A 20,545-nucleotide genomic window follows, 5' to 3' on the forward strand; every position below is an offset into this window, starting at 1 on the left:
ATCTTCTCCGGTTGGGGGCCACGTCGGTAGCGACCCGCCGACAACTTAGCCCGTGTCCAGTGCCGAGGAGCCATTCCGTCGAGCGCGTTGCCGACGTACTCTATTAGGCATGAGTCCAACAAAGGAGTCGGCGCTACCGCCGGGGCCTCGGATCCCGTCGTTCGTGATGCTGTTGCTGATGATGCGGTGGTGGACGCCGATCGTGTCGATCTGCCAGCGCCGCTACGGCAAGGTCTTCACGCTGGCCAACTCCATGGTCGGCCCGATGGTCTACCTCGGCGACCCGGCCGACATCAAGACCGTGTTCGCCGGTGACGCGCGGATCTACCATGCGGGCGAGGCGAATTCGATGCTCTCCGGGTTGCTCGGGGACAGTTCGGTGTTGGTGATCGACGAGGACGTGCACCGCGAGCGCCGCCGGTTGATGATGGCGCCGTTCCACCGCGACGCCGTCGCGCGGCAGGCGGACGTGATGGCCGAGATCGCCGCGGAGAACATCGCCGGCTGGCCGGTGGGTAAGCCGTTCGCGGCCGCGCCGAAGATGTCGGAGATCACGTTGGAGGTGATCCTGCGGACCGTGATCGGCGCCAGCGACCCGGCGCGGTTGGCGGCGCTGCGCGAGGTGATGCCGCGGCTGTTGAGCGTGGGGCCGTGGGCGTCGCTGGCGATCGCCAAGCCGAAGCTGCTCAATCACCGGCTGTGGAAGCGGTTGCGCCACAACATGGTCGAAGCCGACCGGCTGTTGTATGCGGAGATCGCCGACCGCCGCGCCGACCCGCACCTCGCCGACCGCACCGACGCGCTGGCGATGCTGGTGCGGTCCGGTGTCGACGAGGCGGCCGGCATGAGCGACCGGGAACTGCGTGATCAGCTGATGACGTTGTTGGTGGCCGGCCACGACACGACCGCGACCGGGCTGTCGTGGGCGCTGGAGCGGTTGACCCGCCACCCGGATGTGCTCGCAAAGGCGGTGCGCGCGGCGGAATCCGGCGACGACGAGTACCTCGACGCGATCGCGAAGGAGACGTTGCGGATCCGTCCGGTGGTGCCCGACGTGGGCCGGACCCTGACCGAGCCGGTCGACATCGGCGGCTACCGGCTACCCGCAGGCGTGATGGTGGTGCCGAGCATCTCGCTGGTGCACGACAACGCCGACATCTACCCCGAACCCGACCGCTTCGATCCGGACCGGATGATCGGCGTGACGCTGAGCCCGACCACGTGGCTGCCGTTCGGTGGCGGCAATCGGCGTTGTCTAGGTGCGGGATTCGCGATGGTGGAGATGCGGGTGGTGCTGCGCGAAGTGCTGCGGCGGGTCGAGTTGGCGACGACCACCGCGGCGGGCGAGCGGCAGAAGCTCAAGCACGTGATCATGACGCCGCACCGCGGCGCGCGAATCACCGTGGCGGCAAGGAAGATTGCCGGATCGACGACGGCGGGTCAAAGTGCATCCAGACCCGCCACCGCCGACACGTCACCGGTTACTTAAGCCGCTCAAGGGATGTCGGTGGCGGGCACGCCGCCGCAACCGACGCCAGGAATGCAGCCTGCGGCGCCCTGTGGACCGGCCGCGCCGGAGGGGCCGCCGGGGATCGCGCCCGCCGCGCCCTCGGGTCCGGCCACGCCGCCCGGTCCGCCGGGAATGGTGCCCGCGGCGCCTTGCGGTCCGGCTGCACCCGCGGGACCGCCGGGGATCGCACCCGCAGCGCCCTCGGGACCGGCCACGCCGCCCGGTCCACCCGGAACGGCGCCGGCCACAGCGGGCGCGCCGGGCGGAGGCGGAGGCGGCGGGACCCAGGCGCCGGGCATCGGAGCCGGCGCTGGTGCGGGAGCCGGCGCCGGTGCGGGAGCCGGCGCCGGTGCGGGGGCCGCGCAGCTCGTGCCGTCAGGGTCGACACAGCCCGACAAGCCACCGGTCGGCAGGAACGACGGCGAAGCGAAGCCCACGGGCGCGGCAGCGATCGCGGCGGCGGCCGCGCCGGCCACGAACAGCGGTGAAAACCTCGTCACGTTGATCAACATGCCGGTGCTTTTACCACCAGCGTCAAAACTCAAACATCGCCTTTTTTCGCGAGCGCGCGCAGCAGCAGCAGCGCGTCCACCCGCCGGGCCGAGCCGTCGATCAGCGGCAGCGTCGTTTGCTCGGCGTCGCTGGCAAACGTGAGGTAGCTTCAATCGACACACGATGCGGGGCTGGCCGCTGTCGAGGGGCTGATAGAGACGGTGGATGCGACGCCATTCGGGCACTACCAGCTGCAGCGGCTGATCGGCCGCGGAGGCATGGGCGAGGTCTACCGCGCCTACGACACCAGAACCGATCGCATCGTCGCGCTGAAGGTGTTGCCGCCCGGTATGGCCGCCGACGAGACCTTCCAACAGCGCTTCCGACGCGAATCGCAGGCCGCCGCCGGGCTCAACGACCCACATGTGGTGCCGATCCACGGTTTCGGCGAGATCGACGGCCGCCTCTACCTCGACATGCGGCTCATCGAGGGCAGCAACCTCGGCGCGGTCCTCACCGACACCGGTGAGGCGATCGACACGGCGCTGGCGGTCAAGGTCGTCGAGCAGGTCGCCACGGCGCTGGACGCCGCGCACTCGGCCGGCCTGATCCACCGCGACATCAAGCCGTCGAACATCCTCGTCACCGAACGCGAATTCGTCTACCTCATCGACTTCGGGTTGGCGCGCACCGCAGGTGAGAAGGGCCTGACGACCGCCGGCAGCACCCTGGGCACGATGGCCTACATGGCCCCCGAGCGCTTCGAGGGCAAGCCGGTCGATGCGACCGCCGACATCTATGCGTTGGCATGCGTGCTCTACGAATGCCTCACCGGCGTGCGGCCCTATCCCGCCGAGAGCCTCGAGCAGCAGATCGCCGGCCACATGACCAAGGAGGTGCCGAAACCGTCGGCGGTGGACCCGCGGTTGGCGGCCTTCGACGAGGTGATCGCCAAGGGCATGGCCAAGAAACCGGCCAAGCGCTACCAGAAGGCGGGCGACCTGGCCGAGGCCGCGCGCCGGGCGCTCAACGCCCCGGTGCGCACCGCGGGCAGCGGCCGACACCAGGCCCGACGGGCGCCGGCGCGCAAGCCCCGGGTGTCGCGGCGGGCGCTGACGGTGGCCGGGTCGGTGGTGCTGGTCGCGGCGCTGGGCACCTTCGGCGTGCTGCAGTGGCGCGGCGGCGCCGACCGCAGCGACACGAAACCGGCCGGCGTCGAGGCCACGACGGCGACGCCGACCGCCGCGGCCGGTGCCGTAGAAGCGATCGCGTCGACCGTGCCGGAGGAGATCCGATCGACGGGCCGGCTCGTCATCGGCGTCAACACTCCTTATGCGCCAAACGAATTCAAGGACGCCACCGGGCAGATCGTCGGCTTCGACGTCGACCTGATGAACGCGGTCGCGCGGACGTTGGGCCTGGTGCCCGAATACCGCGAAACCGCGTTCGAGGCGATACTGCCGTCCGTTCGCGCCGGCGACTTCAACGTCGGCATGTCGTCGTTCACCGACACCAAGGAGCGCGAGGAGTCGGTCGACTTCGTCACCTACTTCCGGGCGGGCACGCTCTGGGCGCAGCGCGTCGGGTCCGGGCTCACGCCGGCCGATGCGTGCGGGCTGCGGATCGGCGTCTCGTACGCGTCGCTGCAGGAGACCGAGGAGATCCCGGCCAAGAGCGCAGACTGCGTCGCGGCCGGGTCGGCGCCGATCGACAAGGTCGTCTACGTCACCCAGGACGACCTCAACGCGGCGCTGATCAACGGCGAGGTCGACGCCATGGCCGCGGACTCCCCGGTGACCGGGTTCGCGATCAAGACCTCGGGCGGAGCGTTGGAGGCCGCCGGTGACGTGTTCAACTCCGCGCCCTACGGCTGGCCGGTGGCCAAGGGCTCGGGGCTGGCCGAGTCGCTGCGCCAGGCGCTGGTCCACCTGATCTCCACCGGCGAGTACCGCACGATCGCGCTCATGTGGGGTGTCGAGAAGGGGATGATCTCCACGCCGCAGATCAACGGCGCCACCCGCTGAACATCGGCGTCCGCACCGCCGGGTGTAGCCTGGGGGCAGACCTTCTCCGGTTAGCAGCCATCGAAAGATCTTTTCGAAAGCCGATGAGCCTGCGCTTTGACACCGCGCGCCACGTTCGACATCGTCCGCAGCGGAACGTAACGAAGGACTTGCTTCATGCAGTCGTACGACCTGTTCTCCCATCCCCAGAAACCCGAATTCGTCTCCAGCCAGGACGACTCCGCCGAACCCGTGACCAACCCCGAGTTCTCGGATCGCCCCGACCGGGATTCGTCTGTGACCACACCGCCCGCGTGAGGTTCGGCTGGTTGTAAAGCCAGTCAGCGCACCACGATCGAGTGCTGTCCACGCGGCACCAGTTCACCGATGACGGGTGCGCCCGGGATCTCACCGGCGATCAGCAGACCGCCCGACGTCTGCGCATCCGCCAGCAGCAGCGCCTCGTCGTCGTCGACCGCGGAGAGGTCGACGTGCGGGGCGACCCAGTCGAGGTTGCGCCGGGTGCCGCCGCTGACATATCCGGCCGCCAACGCATCCCGCGCGCCGTCGAGGTAGGGCACCGCCGTGCTGTCGATCACCGCGGTGACGCCGCTGGCGCGGGCCAGCTTGTACAGATGGCCCAGCAACCCGAAACCCGTTACGTCGGTGGCGCATTCGATACCCGCGGCGACGCCGGCCTGTGCGGCGTCGGCGTTCAGCGTCGTCATCACCTCGACGGCCTCGGGAAACGTCTCGCCGGTGTTCTTGTGCCGGCTGTTGAGCACCCCGACGCCCAGCGGCTTCGTCAACGACAGCGGCAGCCCGGCCTTACCGGCGTCGTTGCGCAGCAACCGATTCGGATCCGCGATACCGGTGACGGCCAAACCGTACTTCGGCTCCGGATCGTCCACGCTGTGCCCGCCGGCCAGATGGCAGCCTGCGGCCATGCACATGTCCATGCCGCCGCGTAACACCTCTGCGGCCAACTCGAACGGCAGCACATCGCGCGGCCAGCCCAGCAGGTTCACCGCGACGACCGGTCGCCCACCCATCGCGTACACATCCGACAGTGCGTTGGCCGCCGCGATCCGCCCCCAGTCATAGGCGTCGTCGACCACCGGGGTGAAGAAGTCCGTCGTCGCGATCAGCGCGACCCCGTCGTCGATGCGCACCGCCGCCGCGTCGTCGCCGTCGTCGAGTCCGACGAGCAGTTCGCCGACCGGATTCCGCGGCGCGGCGTGGGTCAACCCGCGCACGACGTCCTCGAGTTCGCCGGGCGGGATCTTGCATGCGCAGCCGCCGCCGTGCGCGTACTGGGTCAGCCGGTAGGTCGTCTGCTCGGTCACAGCCTCCATGCTGCCTGGCATGATCGGGCCGTGGGTCAGGGAGGCGTATCCGGTCTGGTGACCGGCGCGGTCTTCAAAATCGCTGAGCGGCAGATCCTGTCGCTGGCGGGTTCGATTCCCGTCCGCCTCCGCCACGGAACGCACACGCTCAGCCCGGGTCATTCCTGATTACGGTCCCACACCACCAGGCCGTCGTCGCGCACCCGCGCGCCCTCCGACGGCGTATGCGGCAGCACCCGGCCGTCGTGCATGAGGTGCCCGACCGGCACGGAATGCCTCAGCATCGCCACGTCGGCGACGATTCGCCGGTGACATCGCCACCACACCGACTCGCTGCACATCATCGCGGTGTGCTGGCGTCTCGACTGCTCGACGAGGTCGCCCAGCGCATCGGCGAATTCGTCGGTGCGGGTGTAGGCGGCGTACGCGGCGAACTGCTTAACCCGCCACCACGGGTCCTCGGCCTCGGCGCCGGCGGGCAGGCTCCGGCGCCCGCCCAACCGCTGGTCCCAGCGGTAGTCCAGCCCTGCCTCCCGCGTCCACGCGGCGATCGCGGTCGTCTCCACGTCGGGGTTGTGCCTGCTGTTCGGGTAGCGGCGGATGTCGACTAGCGCCTCGACGCCCGCCTCCTTCAGCAACCGCGTGAGCGCTGATCCGTCCAGCGCACCGTGTCCCACCGACGTCAACATGTGATCGGTGTACCCGATCGCGGCCATGGGCCATGATGGCCTCATGCGAGCTCGGTGCGCATGCGTATGTGGGTGCGATTTCGGTGTAGACAGTTGCGGTCAGCGCAACCAACTACACCGAAATCACCGGGTGACCCGATGACCGATCCCCGCCGGCGCGTGCCGCGCACCGACGTCCTGCTCGCAGATCCGCGCCTCGCCGAGGCGTCGCGGGTGCTCGGCCGTGCACTGGTCAAAACCGTTGTCGCGCAATCCCAACAGCGTGCGCGATCCGGCGAGATCGAGCCGGAGCGGGTCGCCGACGACGCGGTCGCGGCGCTGCCGACGAGTGCGGCCACCCTGCGCCCGGTGATCAACGCGACCGGCGTCGTCGTGCACACCAACCTCGGACGGGCGCCGCTGTCGCAGGCCGCGGTCGACGCGATCGTCACCGCGAGCGGCGCCACCGACGTCGAGTTCGACCTCCAGACCGGTCGCCGGGCCCGACGCGGCCGCGGCGCGCTCACCGCGCTGGCCCGGGCGGTCCCCGCCGCGCAGGGCGTGCATGTGGTCAACAACAACGCCGCCGCGCTGCTGCTCGCCGCGATGACGCTGGCGCCGGGCAAGGAGATCGTCGTCAGCCGCGGCGAGCTCATCGAGATCGGCGACGGCTTCCGGCTGCCCGAGCTGCTGGAGTCGACCGGATCGCGCATCCGCGAGGTCGGCACCACGAACCGCACCCACCTGCGTGATTACGCCGACGCGCTCGGGGCCGACACCGGGTTCATCCTCAAGGTGCACCCGTCGAATTACTCGGTCACCGGGTTCACCTCGTCGGTCAGCGTCGCGGAGTTGGCCGACCTCGACACGCCGCTGGTCGCCGACATCGGGTCGGGCCTGCTCAGCCCGCATCCGCTGCTGCCCGACGAGCCCGACGCGACCACGATGCTGCGCGACGGCGCCGACCTCGTCACCGCAAGCGGCGACAAGCTGCTCGGCGGCCCGCAGGCGGGTCTGCTGTTCGGCGACGCCGAGCTCATCGAACGGCTGCGACGACACCCGGCGGCTCGGGCGCTTCGCGTCGACAAGCTGACCCTCGCCGCGTTGGAGGCCACGCTGGCGGGCCCGCCGACACCGGTCGCGCAGGCGCTGGACGCCGACGTGACCGACCTGCTGGTGCGGGCGCAGATCCTCGCCGCGCAACTGCCCGGCGCGGAGGCGGTCGAGTGCATCGCCGCTGTCGGCGGTGGCGGCGCTCCCGGCGTCGCGCTGCCGAGCGCCGCGGTCAGCGTGCCCGAGTCCTACGCTGCGCCGCTGCGCGCCGGAACGCCCGCGGTGGTCGGCCGGCTCGAAGCCGGACGCTGCCTGCTGGACCTGCGCACCGTTGCACCCGATGACGACGGCCTGCTCGCCGAGGCGGTCCTGGCGTGTACGTCATAGCCACCGCGGGCCATGTCGATCACGGCAAGTCCACGCTCGTCGAACGGCTCACGGGCAGGTGGCCGGACCGGCTGGCCGAGGAGCAGCGCCGCGGGCTGACCATCGACCTCGGGTTCGCCTGGACGACGCTCGACGGGCGGGAAATCGCATTCGTCGACGTGCCCGGCCACGAGCGGTTCGTCGCGAACATGCTCGCCGGTGTCGGGCCGGTGCCGGCAATCGTGTTCGTCGTCGCCGCGACCGAGGGGTGGATGCCGCAGTCCGACGAGCATCTCGACGCGCTGCGAGCGCTCGGGGTCCGGCACCTGCTCGTGGTGATCAGCAAGGCCGACCTCGCCGACCCGGCCCGGGCGATCGCGCAGGTGCGCGAGCGTCTGCCCGACGCGCCGATCGTTCTCGGCACTGATCTGAATGCTGTTCGCACACAGATTGTTTCGCTTGTCGACGGGCTGCCTCATCCTGACCGCGACGCCGACGTGCGGCTCTGGGTGGACCGCTCGTTCACCGTCCGGGGCGCGGGCACGGTGGTGACCGGGACGTTGGCGGCAGGCACGTTGCGCGTCGGCGACGAACTCGAGCACGCCGGACGACGGGTCACGGTGCGCGGCCTGCAGTCGCTTGGCCGGGACCGCTCGGGGGTCGGCGCCGTCGCACGCGTCGCGGTGAACCTGCGCGGCGTCGACCGCCGGCACATCGGCCGCGGCGACACCGTCCGGACCCCGGGCGCGTGGCTCGACACCGCCGAGATCGACGTGCTGCTGCGAGTACCCGGCGAGCTGCACCGGCAGCTGGTGCTGCACATCGGGTCGGCGGCGGTGCCGGTTCGCGTGCGGCCGCTCGGCGCGGCGGGCGCCCGGCTGCGGTTGGCGCGACCGCTGCCGTTGCGGGTCGGCGACATCGGGCTGCTGCGCGATCCCGGCGAGCACCGCATCGCCGCGGGTGTCGAGGTGCTCGACGTGCGGCCGCCCGCGCTGCGGCGTCGCGGCGCGGCACGTGAACGAGGCGAGGAGCTGGCGACCGGACGCGTGCGCCGGCCGCCGTGTGCCCGCGTTGACGAGTTGCGCGCCATGGGTTTTCACACCGACGGCACGCGGGTGGGCGACTGGGTCGTCGATGACGGCTGGTGGGCGCAGCGGCGGCACCAGATGATGACCGCCGTCGCAGGGTGGGCCGCCGAACACGACGTCGCGGCGGGCATGCCGCTGGAGACGCTGCGGCAGCAGGCGGGTCTGCCGGCGGCCGAACTGCTGCCCGCTTTGCTGCAGGGCACGGAATTGCAGGCCGTCGATGGGGTGGTGCGCCAGCCCGGTGCGGGGCTGCCTGCGCGCGTCGACAAGGCGGTGCGGACGGTGGAGGAGTGGCTGGCTGAGGAGCCGTTTCGCGCGCCGGAGGCCGACGAGCTGGCCGGCCTCGAGCTGGGACAGCGCGAACTCGCGGCGGCGATCCGCGCGAAGCGGTTGACCAGGATCGCCGACGGCGTGGTGCTCGGCCCGGACGTATTCGACCGCGCCGCAGCGATTCTCAAGGCATTGCCGCAGCCGTTCACCGTCGCCGACGCCAAGCGCGCGATGAACACCACCCGCCGGGTCGCGGTGCCGCTGCTGGAACGGCTTGACAAACTCAAGGTCACTCGCCGCAGCGAAGACGGGACACGCTATACCTAGAGCTGCTAGGCTAGCGGCGCTATGTATATCGACAAGGATCTGGTGGCGGCCTCGGCGACGCCCCTTGTGCTGGGCATCCTCGCCGATGGCGAGTCCTACGGATACGCCATCTTGAAACGGGTGCAGGAGCTGTCCGGCGGACGGATCCAATGGACGGACGGGATGCTGTATCCGCTGCTGCATCGGCTCGAGCGGCTGGGATACGTGACGGCGACGTGGGGCGTCTCCGACAGCGGCCGCCGGCGCAAGCACTACGCGATCACCGATGCCGGTCGAAAGATGCTCGCCGAGCGGCGAACTCAGTGGGAGACCGTGGCGGGCATGCTCGACCAGGTATGGCGCAGCGTCCCACTACCTCCTACAACGGCGCAAGGATGGGCGTGATGGACGCCGACGCCGCATTGGAATCACAGATCGGTCAGTGGCGCGGTTACGTCGAGCGGCATCGGGCGATCTCGGCCGCAGACGCCGACGAGATGGAAGACCACCTGCGCAACCAGATCGCCGATCTGTCCTCCGCCGGCCTGATGAGCGACGAGGCGTTCCTGGTCGCGGTGAAGCGCATGGGCAACGTGCACAGCATCTCCCGCGAATTCGCGCAGGAGCATTCCGACCGGCTGTGGAAGCAATTGGTCTTGACGGCCGAACCGGGGACCGATGGCCGACAGCGGCGAAGCGAGCTGTTCGTCGTCCTTGCGCTCGCGCTCGGCGGGGCAGCGGCACTCAAGGTGGGGTCCACCGTGCTCGCCGAGGAGGTATTCGCCCGCAACGCCGGACTTTTCGTGCTTCCGTTCCTGATCGGCTATTTCGTCTGGAAGCGCCGGGTGAGCTCGCGCGTGATCGCGGCGCTGACGCTGCCGTTCGTCGTCGCGGCCGTCGTGCTCAACGTGTACCCGTTCGATCCGGATGGCGCGACTGCGGTGATCGCCACGATCCACGCGCCGATCGCGTTGTGGTTCACCGTCGGCTTCGCCTACGTCGGCGGGAAGTGGCGATCCGACCGGCGGCGAATGGATTTCATCCGGTTCACCGGCGAGTGGGTGGTGTACCTGACCCTGCTCGCCCTCGGCACCGGCGTGTTGATGGCGCTGACGGTCGGCGCGTTCGAGGCGCTCGGCACCGACGTCGAATGGGCCATCGAGGACTGGATCGTGCCGATCGGGGTGGCGGGCGGGATCCTCGTCGCCGCATGGCTCGTCGAGGCCAAGCAGAACGTGGTGGAGAACATCGCGCCCGTGCTCACCCGGGTGTTCACCCCGCTGACCACGATAATGCTGCTCGTGCTGCTCGCGTCGTTCATCGTGGAGGGCAGCCTGGTCGACGTCGACCGGAACCTGTTGATCCTGATGGACCTCATCCTGGTTCTCGTTCTCGGTCTGCTGTTGTATGCGATCTCCGCCCGAGACCCGTTGGCGCCTGCGGACCAGTTCGACCGACTGCAATTCGTGCTCGTGATCAGCGCCCTGGCGGTCGACGTGCTGATGTTGGTCGCGATGCTCACGCGCATAGCGGAATTCGGCTTCACGCCGAACAAGGTGACCGCGCTCGGCTTGAACCTGGTGCTGCTGGTGAACCTGTCGTGGTCGGCATACCTGCTCGTCGGTTTCCTACGTGGCCGGCGCGATTTCGCGACCATGGAGCGCTGGCAGACCCGGTACCTACCGACGTTCGGAATCTGGGCGGCGCTGGTCGTTCTCGTCATTCCGCCGGTGTTCGGATTCGCGTAGCCACTTCAGGTGCACATGTTTGGCCGTCCACCACGCGGGTAGCCGCCTCAGTCGAGGAGGGTGACCATGGCTGATACCGGCAACATCGTCGACGACATCATCACCGACCATCGCGAGTTCGAAAGCGTCTTCACCGAGATCGAAACCGGCGGCGACCCGCACAGCCAACCCGATCTCGTCGAGCACGTGATCGCCGGAATCGTCCGGCACGCCGTCGCCGAGGAGCAGTACCTCTACCCGGCCGCCAGGAACGTGCTTCCCGACGGCGACGAGCTCGCCGATCACGAGCTCAAAGAGCACGCCGAGGCCGAGGAGATCATGAAGTCCATCGAGAAGGCCGGCCGCGACGACCCCGAGTACGACGACCTGGTCCGCAAACTCATCGGCGAGATCCGCCACCACATCGAGGACGAGGAGAACGACATGCTCGCCGAGCTCCGCGATTCCTGCGCGCCCGAACAATTGCACGAGTTGAGCGAGAAGTTCCAGCGCGCCAAGGCAATGGCGCCGACACGGCCGCACCCGCTGGCGCCCGATCATCCGCCGGCCAACAAGATCCTCGCACCGGGGGCCGGTCTGGTCGACCGGGTGCGCGACGCCCTCAGCGGGCGCAACACCTGACGCCTACCGCTGCGCCCGGATCACCTGCACCAGGCTGAACTGCCACCGCTCGACCAGCCGGAAACCCATGTCGTGGGTGACGGCGAACGCGCGTGTGCCGCCGAACAGCGGGCCGGGCGGAATCGCCACTCCCTCTTCGCGTTCCGGTGCGCCCGGGTCCGCTTGCGTGATGATCCAGACGGTGGGGCAATGCTCGAGCGGGCCCACCGACGCCTCGGGGATGAGGTTCGTGTCGAACACTTCGTGGGTGTCGACGGCCCGCTGCCACAGGCTGACGTCGACCACCCCGCGGAAGGCGTCGGGGCGCGCGGCCATCAGCGGTCGCATCGGCGCGGGATGAAACGTCACGGTGTCGTTGACCAGAAGACAGTCCCCCGCGGCGGCCTTCGCCGAGACCAGGTCGGCCACCTGGCTGTAGTCCATGTGGTACTTCGCATACGGACCGCGTTGCACCGCAACGAAAGTGGGCGCCGCGACCGCTGCGAACACGACAACGACCACCGCCGCCGCCCATGCCGAGCGCGCCAACGCGGTGATGCAGACGCCGAGCAGCAGCGCCATCGCGGGCGCGGTGAAGCACAGATAGCGCGGGGTGTAGAGCGGTTCGGCCACCGCCGAGTACGCCACGATCAGCGCCGTCGGTATCACCAGCCACGCCACCGCCAGCACGATCGCTTCCCGTTCGCCGACGCTGGGCCGCCGCGCGAACGCCCACACCGCGACCGCCACCAGCACCACCACCGCGGACAGCGCCGCGAAATACGGGTTGCGGTCGAAATACTGTTGTACGAAAACGTCTTCGAAGGTCCGCAGACCGATCGGCGTGATCCAGCTGATCTGGTTGGCCTGTCCGGCGACCACCGCGACGAACGGCGCCATCACGGCGAGTGTGACCACCGACGTGATGGCGAACGGCAGCAGCACCGTCCGCGTGCGCCGGAACGCCACCACGAACACGGCGTGGACGAAGAACAGCAGCGCCAGGTAGACGTCGAGCAGGATCGACACCGCCAGCAGCGCACCGTAACCGGCCCACAACCAACGTGATTCGCGCTGCGCCGCCCAGACCAACAGCACCGCGAGCCACACCGCGAGCATCATCGACAGCGCGTACGGACGCGCCTCGATACCCGCCCACGTCGCCCGGGGCAGGATCGCGCAGACGACACCGGCGGTCAGCCCGACCGTGCGCGACGACAGCTGCCTGCCCAGCACCACCACGCCCGCCGCTGCGGCGCCGACCGCCAGGCCGCTCGGCACCCGCGACCAGAACTCGGTCGGCGGGAAGACGGCGAACCAGCCGTGCATCAGCAGGTAGTAGAGGCCGTGAACGGCGTCCACGTCGGCCAGCATCTGCCACAGCTGATGCAGCGAGCGGCTGTAGGACGCCGAGATCGTGGCGGCCTCGTCGTACCAGAACGATGGACGGGCGGCGCCCGCGAGGCTCACCGCGGCGCCGAGGATGGCGACGAGCAGCGGTTCCAGCCGCGTCAGCCGACCGCCCGCGGAGACGTCTACCAGACGCGGATCCAGTCGACGAGCATCACCGACGGGTAGGGGGCCCGGGTCGGATCGCCGCCACCGGAGCCACCGACCGCGAGGTTGAAGATCGCCTGCAGCCAGTAACCGGGGATGCTGAACGGCCACCGCAGGTCGCCGGGCCGACCATGCACCGGAATCGGCTTGGCCGGAACCGTGAAGTACGGCTCGGCGCCGTCGACGTAGTCGCGCCAGAAGCGGAACCCGTCCTCGGTCCACTCGGTGCGCCAGTTGTGCCACGCGGGATCCACCAGCTGGGGGATCGACATGCCCTCCCACGTCTTGCCGTTGGAGGCGGCGTGCACGGTGGTGCCCGGCGGCCAGGCCCCGTTGCCGTAGTACTCGACGATGTCGATCTCGCCGTCGGGGAGGGGGTCCTGGTTGAGCAGCCAGTAGGCGGGCCACAGGCCGGGGTGCATGCAGTCGAGCTTGATGCGCGCTTCCCAGGTGGTGCCGATCTGCCCCCGGAAGTGGCTGAGCACCTTGCCGCTGAAGTACTGGTCGCCCTCGTGGGTCGCGCACAGCACGAGGTTGGAGTTGCCGTCGATGAACACGTTGCGGCGGTCGTCGCGGTAATGCCCCACGATCGGCGGCGTCACCGGGTCGTCCCAGTTCTGCACGATCCACTTCGCCGGATCGGGTGCCGACCCGGCCGGGCCGTCGAATTCGTCCTGGAACAGGTAGGTACCCGTCGCCGCATCAGGTGGCGGCTGCGCCGGCGGCGACGGCCGTAGCGGCGAGGCATTGGCCAACGGGGCGGGCATGGCCGCCGCGCCGAGCGCGGCGACTCCGGTCATCATCATCAGGGTGCGACGGTCGATTTCGGCCACAGCAGCACCATAGAGGGTCGAGCGGATGATCACCGTGGTTTGTCCCTGCGTTGCCCGCATTAGTTCCCGTAACAGCGCTAATGTCGAACGCAACCGGGCGAAGGTCGGGTAAGGGAGGCGCCGTGGACATCAGGGGGCTGTTCCAGTCGTGGCCGGTCTACCGCCAGCTCACCGGGCGGGACCGGTTGGGCCGGGGCCAGGCCGCGCAGTCCGAGCGCTCGGCCACGCTGACGCCGAGGACCACCGAAGCCGACCGGATCGCGCACTCCGTCTGCCCGTACTGCGCGGTCGGATGCGCACAGAAGGTCTACGTCAAGGACGAGAAGGTCATTCAGATCGAGGGCGATCCGGACAGCCCGATTTCCCGAGGCCGCCTGTGCCCCAAGGGTTCTGCGAGCAAACAGCTCGTCACCGGACCTCAGCGATTGACCAAGGTGCGCTACCGCCCGCCGTACGCCACCGAATGGCAGGACCTCGACCTCGACACGGCGATGGACATGGTCGCCGACCGGGTGCTCGACGCGCGCCAGAAGGGTTGGCAGCAGTTCGACGCCGACCGCAACACGCTGCGCCGAACCATGGGTATCGCCAGCCTCGGCGGTGCCACCCTCGACAACGAAGAGAACTACCTGATCAAGAAGCTTTTCACGGCGTTGGGGGCGCTGCAGATCGAGAACCAAGCCCGCATTTGACACAGCGCCACGGTTCCCGGTCTGGGAGCCTCCTTCGGTCGCGGCGGGGCGACGGACTACCAGCAAGACCTCGCCAACGCGGACTTCATCGTGATCATGGGCTCGAACATGGCCGAAGCCCATCCGGTCGGCTTCCAATGGGTGGTCGAGGCCAAGGCGCGTGGCGCCAAGGTCGTGCACATCGATCCGCGGTTCACCCGCACCAGCGCACTGGCCGACCGGCATCTCACATTGCGCGCGGGCAGCGACATCGCATTCCTCGGCGGGGTGATCAACTACATCCTGAGTAACGACCTCGACTTCCGCGAGTACGTCACCGCGTACACCAACGCGTCGTTCATCGTCGACGAACGCTTCCGCGACGCCGAGGACCTCGACGGGTTGTTCTCCGGCTACGACGACGAAACCGCGTCCTACGACCCGTCGACGTGGCAGTACGAACGCACCGATCCCGAGTACGGCGGCGCCGGCGCCAAGGAGCACGCCGCGCCCGATCAGCACGGCTCCGGCGGCGCGCCGATCGAGGGTGGGGCGCAACACGTTCCGTCGGACCCGACGCTGCAGCATCCGCGCTGCGTCTACCAGATCCTCAAGCGGCACTACGCCCGCTACACGCCGGAGACGGTGGAACGGGTGTGCGGCATACCGGCCGCCGACTTCGTCGACATCGCGCGGACGTGGGCCGCCAACTCCGGGCGCGAGCGCACGTCTGCCCTGGTGTACAGCGTCGGTTGGACGCAGCACACCATGGGCGCGCAGTTCATCCGCGCCGGGGCGATCGTCCAGTTGCTGTTGGGCAACATCGGCCGTCCCGGTGGCGGGGTGTTCGCGCTGCGCGGGCACGCGAGCATCCAGGGCTCGACCGACGTGCCGACGTTGTTCAACCTGCTGCCCGGTTATCTGGCGATGCCACACGCCGGCCAGGAAACGCTGTCGGAGTACCTCGACGACATCATCGGACGCAATCAGAAAGGCTTCTGGCGCAACGCCGATACGTACATGGTGTCGCTGCTCAAGGAGTACTGGGGCGAGCACGCCACCGCCGACAACGACTACTGCTTCGACTATCTGCCGCGCATCAACGGCGACCACGGCACCTACCGCACCGTGATGGACATGGTCGACGGCAACGTGTTCGGCTACTTCCTGCTCGGTCAGAATCCAGCGGTGGGCTCAGCGCACGGACGGTTGCAGCGCCTCGGCATGGCCAACCTCGACTGGCTGGTGGTGCGCGATCTCGTCGAGATCGAGAGCGCGACGTTCTGGAAGAACAGCCCCGAGATCGAAACGGGGGAGATCGATCCGGAGACGTGTCGCACCGAGGTGTTCCTGTTCCCGGCCGCGTCGCATGTGGAGAAGGCCGGCACGTTCACGCAGACGCAGCGCAAACTGCAGTGGCGGGAGAAGGCCGTCGAACCGCCCGGTGACGCCCGCTCCGAGTTGTGGTTCTTCTACCACCTGGGCCGTATCCTGCGCGAAAAGCTGGCCGGCTCAACGGATGAGCGCGACCGCCCGCTGCTCGACCTCTCATGGGACTACCAGCTGGAGGGCGACGAGCCGTCCGCCAAGGACGTGCTGCGCCGGATCAACGGCGTCGACCTGACGACGGGTCGTGCGGTGAACAGCTATCTGGAACTGAAGGCCGACGGCACCACGATCTGCGGGTGCTGGATCTACAGCGGCGTCTACGCCGACGAGGTCAACCAAGCGGCCCGTCGCGCGCCACACGACGACGCCCAGTGGGGGTGGGTGTGGCCGCTGAACCGGCGCGTGCTCTACAACCGCGCGTCGGCAGATCCGCAGGGTCGGCCGTGGAGTGAGCGCAAGAAGCTGGTGTGGTGGGACGCAGAGGCCGGCGAGTGGACGGGCTATGACGTCCCCGACTTCGAGAAGACCAAACCGCCGGACTACGAACCGCCCTCCGACGCAGTCGGTGTCGAGGCGCTGCGCGGCGACGACGCGTTCGTGATGCAGGCCGACGGCAAGGGCTGGCTGTTCGCCCCGAACGGGGTGCTCGACGGGCCGCTGCCGACGCACTACGAGCCGCACGAGTCGCCGGTCCCCAACGCGCTCTACAAGCAGCAGGGCAACCCGGCGCGCAAGGTGTACGGGCGCGCGGACAACCCGTCGAATCCGTCGCCGCCGGAGCTGCACGGCGAGGTGTTCCCGTTCGTCTTCACCGCGGCCCGGCTGACCGAGCACCACACCGCGGGCGGAATGAGCCGTCAATTGCCCTATCTCAGTGAGCTTCAGCCGGGCTTGTTCGTCGAGGTGTCACCGGAGCTGGCGGCCGAACGTGGTCTGACGCATATGGCGTGGGCGCACGTGGTGACCAGCCGGTCGGCGGTCGATGCTCGGGTGTTCGTGACCGACCGGATGCGGCCGCTGCGCATCGAGGACCGGATCGTGCACCAGGTCTGGATGCCCTACCACTGGGGCAGTGTCGGGTTGATCGACGGCGACGTGGTCAACGACCTGGTGGGCGTGGTCGCCGATCCGAACGTGTTCATCCAGGAGAGCAAGGTCGCGACATGCGACATCCAGCCGGGTCGACGGCCGCGCGGGCCGGCGCTGCTGGAATACATCGCGATGTACCGCGAGCGGGCGCGCATCACCCCCGAGACCGGCACCAACCTGGACACCACCGAGGCTTCGACAGACCACACCGAGGAGAAGCCATGAGCGGCAACAGCTTCTACGGCCCACTCGCCGACGTGGCGGGCGACGCCGGCTACGTCGAGCATCCACCGCGGATGGGCTTTTTCACCGACACCTCGGTGTGCATCGGTTGCAAGGCTTGCGAGGTCGCTTGCAAGGAGTGGAACGGTGTGCCCGACGACGGGTTCAACCTGCTGGGCATGTCGTTCGACAACACCGGCGAATTGGGCGCGAACTCGTGGCGCCACGTCGCGTTCGTCGAGCAGCCCGCCCCGGTGGACCTCGGGATGCCGGGCTTCGAACGGCCCGGCGACGTTTCGGGAGCCGAAACCCGAACGGACTTCCGGTGGCTGATGAGCAGCGACGTGTGCAAACACTGCACACACGCCGGGTGCCTCGACGTCTGCCCGACGGGCGCGCTGTTCCGCACCGAATTCGCGACCGTCGTTGTGCAGCAGGACATTTGCAACGGCTGCGGATACTGCGTGTCGGCCTGCCCGTACGGGGTGATCGAGCGGCGCGAAGGCGACGGCCGGGCGTTCAAGTGCACGCTGTGCTACGACCGGCTGCTCGACGGCTTGGAGCCGGCGTGTGCGAAGGCGTGCCCGACCGACTCGATCCAGTTCGGTGTGCTCGACGAGTTGCGGGAACGGGCCGCGATGCGCGTCAACGAATTACACGACCGCGGCGAGACATCGGCGCGGCTGTACGGCGAGGACCCGAACGACGGCGTCGGCGGCGACGGCGCGTTCTTCCTGCTGCTCGACGAACCCGAGGTGTACGGGCTGCCGCCGGACCCGGTGGTGCCGACGCGCGATGCCGGTGCGATGTGGCGCTACGCGGGAATAGCGGCGTCGGCGTTGGTCGGACTCGCGGTGTCGTCGTTCCTCGGAAAGAGAAGCTGATGCCGCGCGAACAGCTGGCGGTGCCGAAGGCCGAGTTCCAGTCGTACTACGGCAAGCAGATCCTCAAGACGCCGGTGTGGAACTGGATGATCGCGGCATATCTGTTCTGCGGCGGGTTGTCGGCGGGCGCGGCGATGCTGGCGGCGGGTGCGGACCTGACGGGACGGCCCGGGCTGCGCAAAGTATCCCGAATCGGTTCGCTGGCAAGCATTTTGGCGAGCTTGTATTTTCTGATCGCCGACCTCGGGCGACCGGAGCGGTTCCACCACATGCTGCGGGTGGCGAAGCCGAGTTCGCCGATGAGCGTGGGCACCTGGATCTTGTCGGCGTACGGACCGGGCGCGGGCCTGGCGGCGGTGGCGGAGTTGATGCCGGATCGGCTGCGGCGGACGTGGCCGGGGCGGCTGGTGGACCGGGCGGCTCGACCGGCCGGACTGTGGGCGGCGGGTACGGCGCCGGGGGTGGCGTCGTACACGGCGGTTCTGTTGTCGCAGACGGCGGTTCCGGCCTGGCGGGAGGCGCACCCGTATCTGCCGTTCGTGTTCACGGGTTCGGCGGCGGCGAGCGGAGCCGGACTCGGAATGCTGTTGGCGCCCGTCGACGAGTCAGGTCCGGCGCGGCGGATGGCGGTGCTGGGCGCGGGTATGGAGGTGGCGGCGTCGCGGGTGATGGAGCAGCGGCTGGGCCTGTCCGGCGAGGCGTACACGACGGGCAGGGCGCACCGGCTGCGTCAGCTGTCGGAGGTGCTGACGGTCGGCGGAGCCGTCGGCGCGGTAGTCGGGCGGAACCGAGCGACGGTCGCGGCGTCGGGGGTTGCGCTGCTCGTGGGGAGTGCGCTGCAGAGGTTCGGCGTCTTCGAGGCGGGCGTGGCGTCGACGCGCGACCCGAAGTTCGTCGTGGTTCCGCAGCGGGAGCGGTTGGATGCTGTTGAACGCCTACGCGCGAGATTGCACTGACGGTTGTACTAGAGCAGCACGACCCTCAGTGCAATCTCGATCGTAGGACCGGAAAGCAAAGTGGCCCGAAAGCGCGCGGAATCGGGCACTTCCCGACCTGTCGCGGATATGGTGGCCCGGGCACACGGCTCGTTTGGAGGTTGACGATGGCCACGACAACCGAAGCGCCAGCGCCGCGGTCGAGCCCCGCCGAGACCCGACGGGCGATCTGGAATACGATCCGCGGCTCGTCGGGCAACCTCGTCGAGTGGTACGACGTGTACGTCTACACGGTGTTCGCGCCGTACTTCGAGAGCCAGTTCTTCGACGAATCGGAGAAGAACTCGACGGTCTACGTGTATGCGATCTTCGCGATCACGTTCGTGATGCGACCGGTCGGGTCCTGGTTCTTCGGCCGATTCGCCGACCGACGGGGCCGCCGTGCCGCACTCACGGTGAGCGTGTCGCTGATGGCGGGCTGCTCGATGGTCGTGGCGCTGGTGCCCTCACAAGCCAGCATCGGCGCGGCCGCGGCGGTCATCCTGATCCTCGCGCGGTTGGTACAGGGTTTTGCGACCGGAGGCGAGTACGGGACGTCGGCGACGTACATGTCGGAGGCGGCGACGCGGGAGCGGCGTGGCTTCTTCTCGTCGTTCCAGTACGTGACGCTCGTCGGCGGACATGTCCTGGCTCAACTCACGCTGTTGATCGTCGACGCGTTCCTCGTCGACGAACAGATGCGCGAATTCGGTTGGCGGATCGGCTTCGCCGTCGGCGGCGTCGCTGCGGTGGTGGTGTTCTGGTTGCGCCGGACCATGGACGAGTCGCTCAGCGAGGACGTCATCGAAGCGGCCAAGACAGGGGAGGACAAGGGCGCCGGTTCGATACGCGAGCTGTTCACCCGCTACCCGAAGCCGCTGCTGATGTGCTTCTTGATCACACTGGGCGGCACCATCGCGTTCTACACCTACAGCGTCAACGCGCCGGCGATCGTGAAGACGGCGTACAAGGGTGAGGGCATGACGGGCACCTGGATCAACCTGATCGGGTTGATCTTCCTGATGTTGCTGCAGCCGGTCGGCGGGCTGATCAGCGACAAGGTCGGACGCAAACCGCTGCTGCTGTGGTTCGGTTTCGGCGGGGTGGTCTACACCTATGTGCTGATCACGTATCTGCCCGAAACACGCTCTCCGCTAACGTCTTTCGTTCTGGTGGCGGTGGGGTACATGATACTCACGGGCTACACCTCGATCAACGCGCTGGTCAAGTCGGAGTTGTTCCCGGCGCGGGTGCGGGCGCTCGGCGTGGGCGTCGGCTACGCGCTGGCGAACTCGATGTTCGGCGGCACCGCTCCGATGATCTATCAGGCGCTCAAGGAACGCGATCAGGTGCCGTTGTTCATCGGCTACGTCACCGTCTGCATCGCGGTGTCCCTAGTCGTATACCTGTTCTTCCTGAAGAACAAGTCGGAGACCTTCCTCGACCGCGAGCGCGGCTCAGCGTTCGCCAAGTGAA

General features: G+C 68.7%; 17 protein-coding genes and 1 tRNA gene. 13 read left to right on the forward strand and 5 right to left on the reverse strand.

Annotated features, from left to right (window positions below; all coding sequences use genetic code 11):
* The first annotated feature begins 109 nt into the window (after positions 1-109).
* A complete protein-coding gene (locus AU188_RS13755; protein ID WP_059164264.1) occupies positions 110-1,489 on the forward strand; it encodes a cytochrome P450 in 1,380 nt (459 codons plus the stop codon).
* A gap of 5 nt (positions 1,490-1,494) precedes the next feature.
* Here the strand turns inward: AU188_RS13755 and AU188_RS13760 are convergent, their stop codons facing one another.
* On the reverse strand, positions 1,495-2,022 hold the full coding sequence (locus tag AU188_RS13760) for a hypothetical protein (RefSeq protein ID WP_059164265.1): 528 nt from the start codon (positions 2,020-2,022) through the stop codon (positions 1,495-1,497).
* A gap of 201 nt (positions 2,023-2,223) precedes the next feature.
* On the opposite strand from AU188_RS13760, the gene stpK7 reads away from it, so the two are divergent.
* Positions 2,224-4,026 carry a serine/threonine protein kinase StpK7 gene (gene stpK7, locus AU188_RS13765; RefSeq protein WP_059164266.1) on the forward strand — a complete coding sequence of 601 codons (1,803 nt, stop codon included), beginning with the start codon at positions 2,224-2,226 and terminating at the stop codon, positions 4,024-4,026.
* Between the two features lie 156 nt (positions 4,027-4,182).
* Positions 4,183-4,323 carry a hypothetical protein gene (locus AU188_RS25535; RefSeq protein WP_172799499.1) on the forward strand — a complete coding sequence of 47 codons (141 nt, stop codon included), beginning with the start codon at positions 4,183-4,185 and terminating at the stop codon, positions 4,321-4,323.
* A gap of 23 nt (positions 4,324-4,346) precedes the next feature.
* Here AU188_RS25535 and selD read toward each other — a convergent pair whose 3' ends face one another.
* Positions 4,347-5,360: a selenide, water dikinase SelD gene (gene selD, locus AU188_RS13770; protein ID WP_059164286.1), complete on the reverse strand. Its 1,014-nt coding sequence runs from the start codon at positions 5,358-5,360 to the stop codon at positions 4,347-4,349.
* Between the two features lie 30 nt (positions 5,361-5,390).
* Here selD and AU188_RS13775 point away from each other — a divergent pair.
* Positions 5,391-5,485: transfer RNA gene (locus AU188_RS13775), tRNA-Sec, on the forward strand.
* Positions 5,486-5,509: 24 nt separating this feature from the next.
* Here AU188_RS13775 and AU188_RS13780 read toward each other — a convergent pair.
* Entirely contained in the window at positions 5,510-6,040 is a 531-nt protein-coding gene (locus AU188_RS13780; RefSeq protein ID WP_059164287.1) for a DUF488 domain-containing protein, read from the reverse strand.
* Between the two features lie 138 nt (positions 6,041-6,178).
* Here AU188_RS13780 and selA point away from each other — a divergent pair, with 138 nt between their 5' ends.
* The 5 genes from selA (at position 6,179) to AU188_RS13805 (ending at position 11,471) form a co-directional block, all read left to right on the forward strand.
* The gene (gene selA, locus AU188_RS13785; RefSeq protein ID WP_059164267.1) at positions 6,179-7,459 is read left to right on the forward strand and encodes an L-seryl-tRNA(Sec) selenium transferase; all 1,281 of its coding nucleotides are present in this window, start codon (positions 6,179-6,181) and stop codon (positions 7,457-7,459) included.
* Positions 7,447-9,123, forward strand: a complete 1,677-nt coding sequence (locus AU188_RS13790; protein WP_059164268.1) for a selenocysteine-specific translation elongation factor — start codon at positions 7,447-7,449, stop codon at positions 9,121-9,123. Before selA ends, AU188_RS13790 begins: the two co-directional genes overlap by 13 nt.
* A 21-nt stretch (positions 9,124-9,144) precedes the next feature.
* Positions 9,145-9,507 carry a PadR family transcriptional regulator gene (locus tag AU188_RS13795; protein WP_059164269.1) on the forward strand — a complete coding sequence of 121 codons (363 nt, stop codon included), beginning with the start codon at positions 9,145-9,147 and terminating at the stop codon, positions 9,505-9,507.
* Positions 9,507-10,850: a permease prefix domain 1-containing protein gene (locus AU188_RS13800; protein WP_059164288.1), complete on the forward strand. Its 1,344-nt coding sequence runs from the start codon at positions 9,507-9,509 to the stop codon at positions 10,848-10,850. Before AU188_RS13795 ends, AU188_RS13800 begins: the two co-directional genes overlap by 1 nt.
* A 66-nt stretch (positions 10,851-10,916) precedes the next feature.
* Positions 10,917-11,471 carry a hemerythrin domain-containing protein gene (locus tag AU188_RS13805; protein WP_059164270.1) on the forward strand — a complete coding sequence of 185 codons (555 nt, stop codon included), beginning with the start codon at positions 10,917-10,919 and terminating at the stop codon, positions 11,469-11,471.
* A gap of 3 nt (positions 11,472-11,474) precedes the next feature.
* Here AU188_RS13805 and AU188_RS13810 read toward each other — a convergent pair whose 3' ends face one another.
* The gene (locus AU188_RS13810; RefSeq protein WP_502687613.1) at positions 11,475-12,920 is read right to left on the reverse strand and encodes a glycosyltransferase family 39 protein; all 1,446 of its coding nucleotides are present in this window, start codon (positions 12,918-12,920) and stop codon (positions 11,475-11,477) included.
* Between the two features lie 65 nt (positions 12,921-12,985).
* Complete coding sequence (locus tag AU188_RS13815; protein ID WP_059164290.1) at positions 12,986-13,831, reverse strand: glycoside hydrolase family 16 protein; 846 nt, start codon at positions 13,829-13,831, stop codon at positions 12,986-12,988.
* A 131-nt stretch (positions 13,832-13,962) separates the two neighbouring features.
* Here AU188_RS13815 and fdh point away from each other — a divergent pair, with 131 nt between their 5' ends.
* The 4 genes from fdh to AU188_RS13840 all read left to right on the forward strand — a co-directional run bounded on the left by fdh (position 13,963) and on the right by AU188_RS13840 (position 20,544).
* Positions 13,963-17,214 carry a formate dehydrogenase gene (fdh, locus tag AU188_RS13825; protein ID WP_286137460.1) on the forward strand — a complete coding sequence of 1,084 codons (3,252 nt, stop codon included), beginning with the start codon at positions 13,963-13,965 and terminating at the stop codon, positions 17,212-17,214.
* A complete protein-coding gene (locus AU188_RS13830; protein WP_059164272.1) occupies positions 17,211-18,095 on the forward strand; it encodes a 4Fe-4S dicluster domain-containing protein in 885 nt (294 codons plus the stop codon). The genes fdh and AU188_RS13830 overlap by 4 nt, the downstream gene beginning before the upstream one ends.
* Positions 18,095-19,051: an NrfD/PsrC family molybdoenzyme membrane anchor subunit gene (nrfD, locus tag AU188_RS13835; protein WP_059164273.1), complete on the forward strand. Its 957-nt coding sequence runs from the start codon at positions 18,095-18,097 to the stop codon at positions 19,049-19,051. Before AU188_RS13830 ends, nrfD begins: the two co-directional genes overlap by 1 nt.
* A 146-nt stretch (positions 19,052-19,197) precedes the next feature.
* Positions 19,198-20,544, forward strand: a complete 1,347-nt coding sequence (locus AU188_RS13840; RefSeq protein WP_156426681.1) for an MFS transporter — start codon at positions 19,198-19,200, stop codon at positions 20,542-20,544.
* The last annotated feature ends 1 nt before the right edge of the window (position 20,545 follow it).

Origin of the sequence: Mycobacterium sp. IS-3022, assembly GCF_001500065.1 — a bacterium.
GTDB lineage: Bacteria > Actinomycetota > Actinomycetes > Mycobacteriales > Mycobacteriaceae > Mycobacterium.

Excerpts from the sequence above, each read along its gene's own strand:
- AU188_RS13755 (WP_059164264.1), top strand. The coding sequence starts at position 110 with ATGAGTCCAACAAAGGAGTCGGCGCTACCGCCGGGGCCTCGGATCCCG.
- selD (WP_059164286.1), bottom strand. The coding sequence starts at position 5,360 with ATGGAGGCTGTGACCGAGCAGACGACCTACCGGCTGACCCAGTACGCG.
- AU188_RS13840 (WP_156426681.1), top strand. The coding sequence starts at position 19,198 with ATGGCCACGACAACCGAAGCGCCAGCGCCGCGGTCGAGCCCCGCCGAG.
- AU188_RS13830 (WP_059164272.1), top strand. The coding sequence starts at position 17,211 with ATGAGCGGCAACAGCTTCTACGGCCCACTCGCCGACGTGGCGGGCGAC.
- AU188_RS13760 (WP_059164265.1), bottom strand. The coding sequence starts at position 2,022 with ATGTTGATCAACGTGACGAGGTTTTCACCGCTGTTCGTGGCCGGCGCG.
- selA (WP_059164267.1), top strand. The coding sequence starts at position 6,179 with ATGACCGATCCCCGCCGGCGCGTGCCGCGCACCGACGTCCTGCTCGCA.
- AU188_RS13805 (WP_059164270.1), top strand. The coding sequence starts at position 10,917 with ATGGCTGATACCGGCAACATCGTCGACGACATCATCACCGACCATCGC.
- AU188_RS13800 (WP_059164288.1), top strand. The coding sequence starts at position 9,507 with ATGGACGCCGACGCCGCATTGGAATCACAGATCGGTCAGTGGCGCGGT.
- nrfD (WP_059164273.1), top strand. The coding sequence starts at position 18,095 with ATGCCGCGCGAACAGCTGGCGGTGCCGAAGGCCGAGTTCCAGTCGTAC.
- AU188_RS13795 (WP_059164269.1), top strand. The coding sequence starts at position 9,145 with ATGTATATCGACAAGGATCTGGTGGCGGCCTCGGCGACGCCCCTTGTG.
- AU188_RS25535 (WP_172799499.1), top strand. The coding sequence starts at position 4,183 with ATGCAGTCGTACGACCTGTTCTCCCATCCCCAGAAACCCGAATTCGTC.
- AU188_RS13780 (WP_059164287.1), bottom strand. The coding sequence starts at position 6,040 with ATGTTGACGTCGGTGGGACACGGTGCGCTGGACGGATCAGCGCTCACG.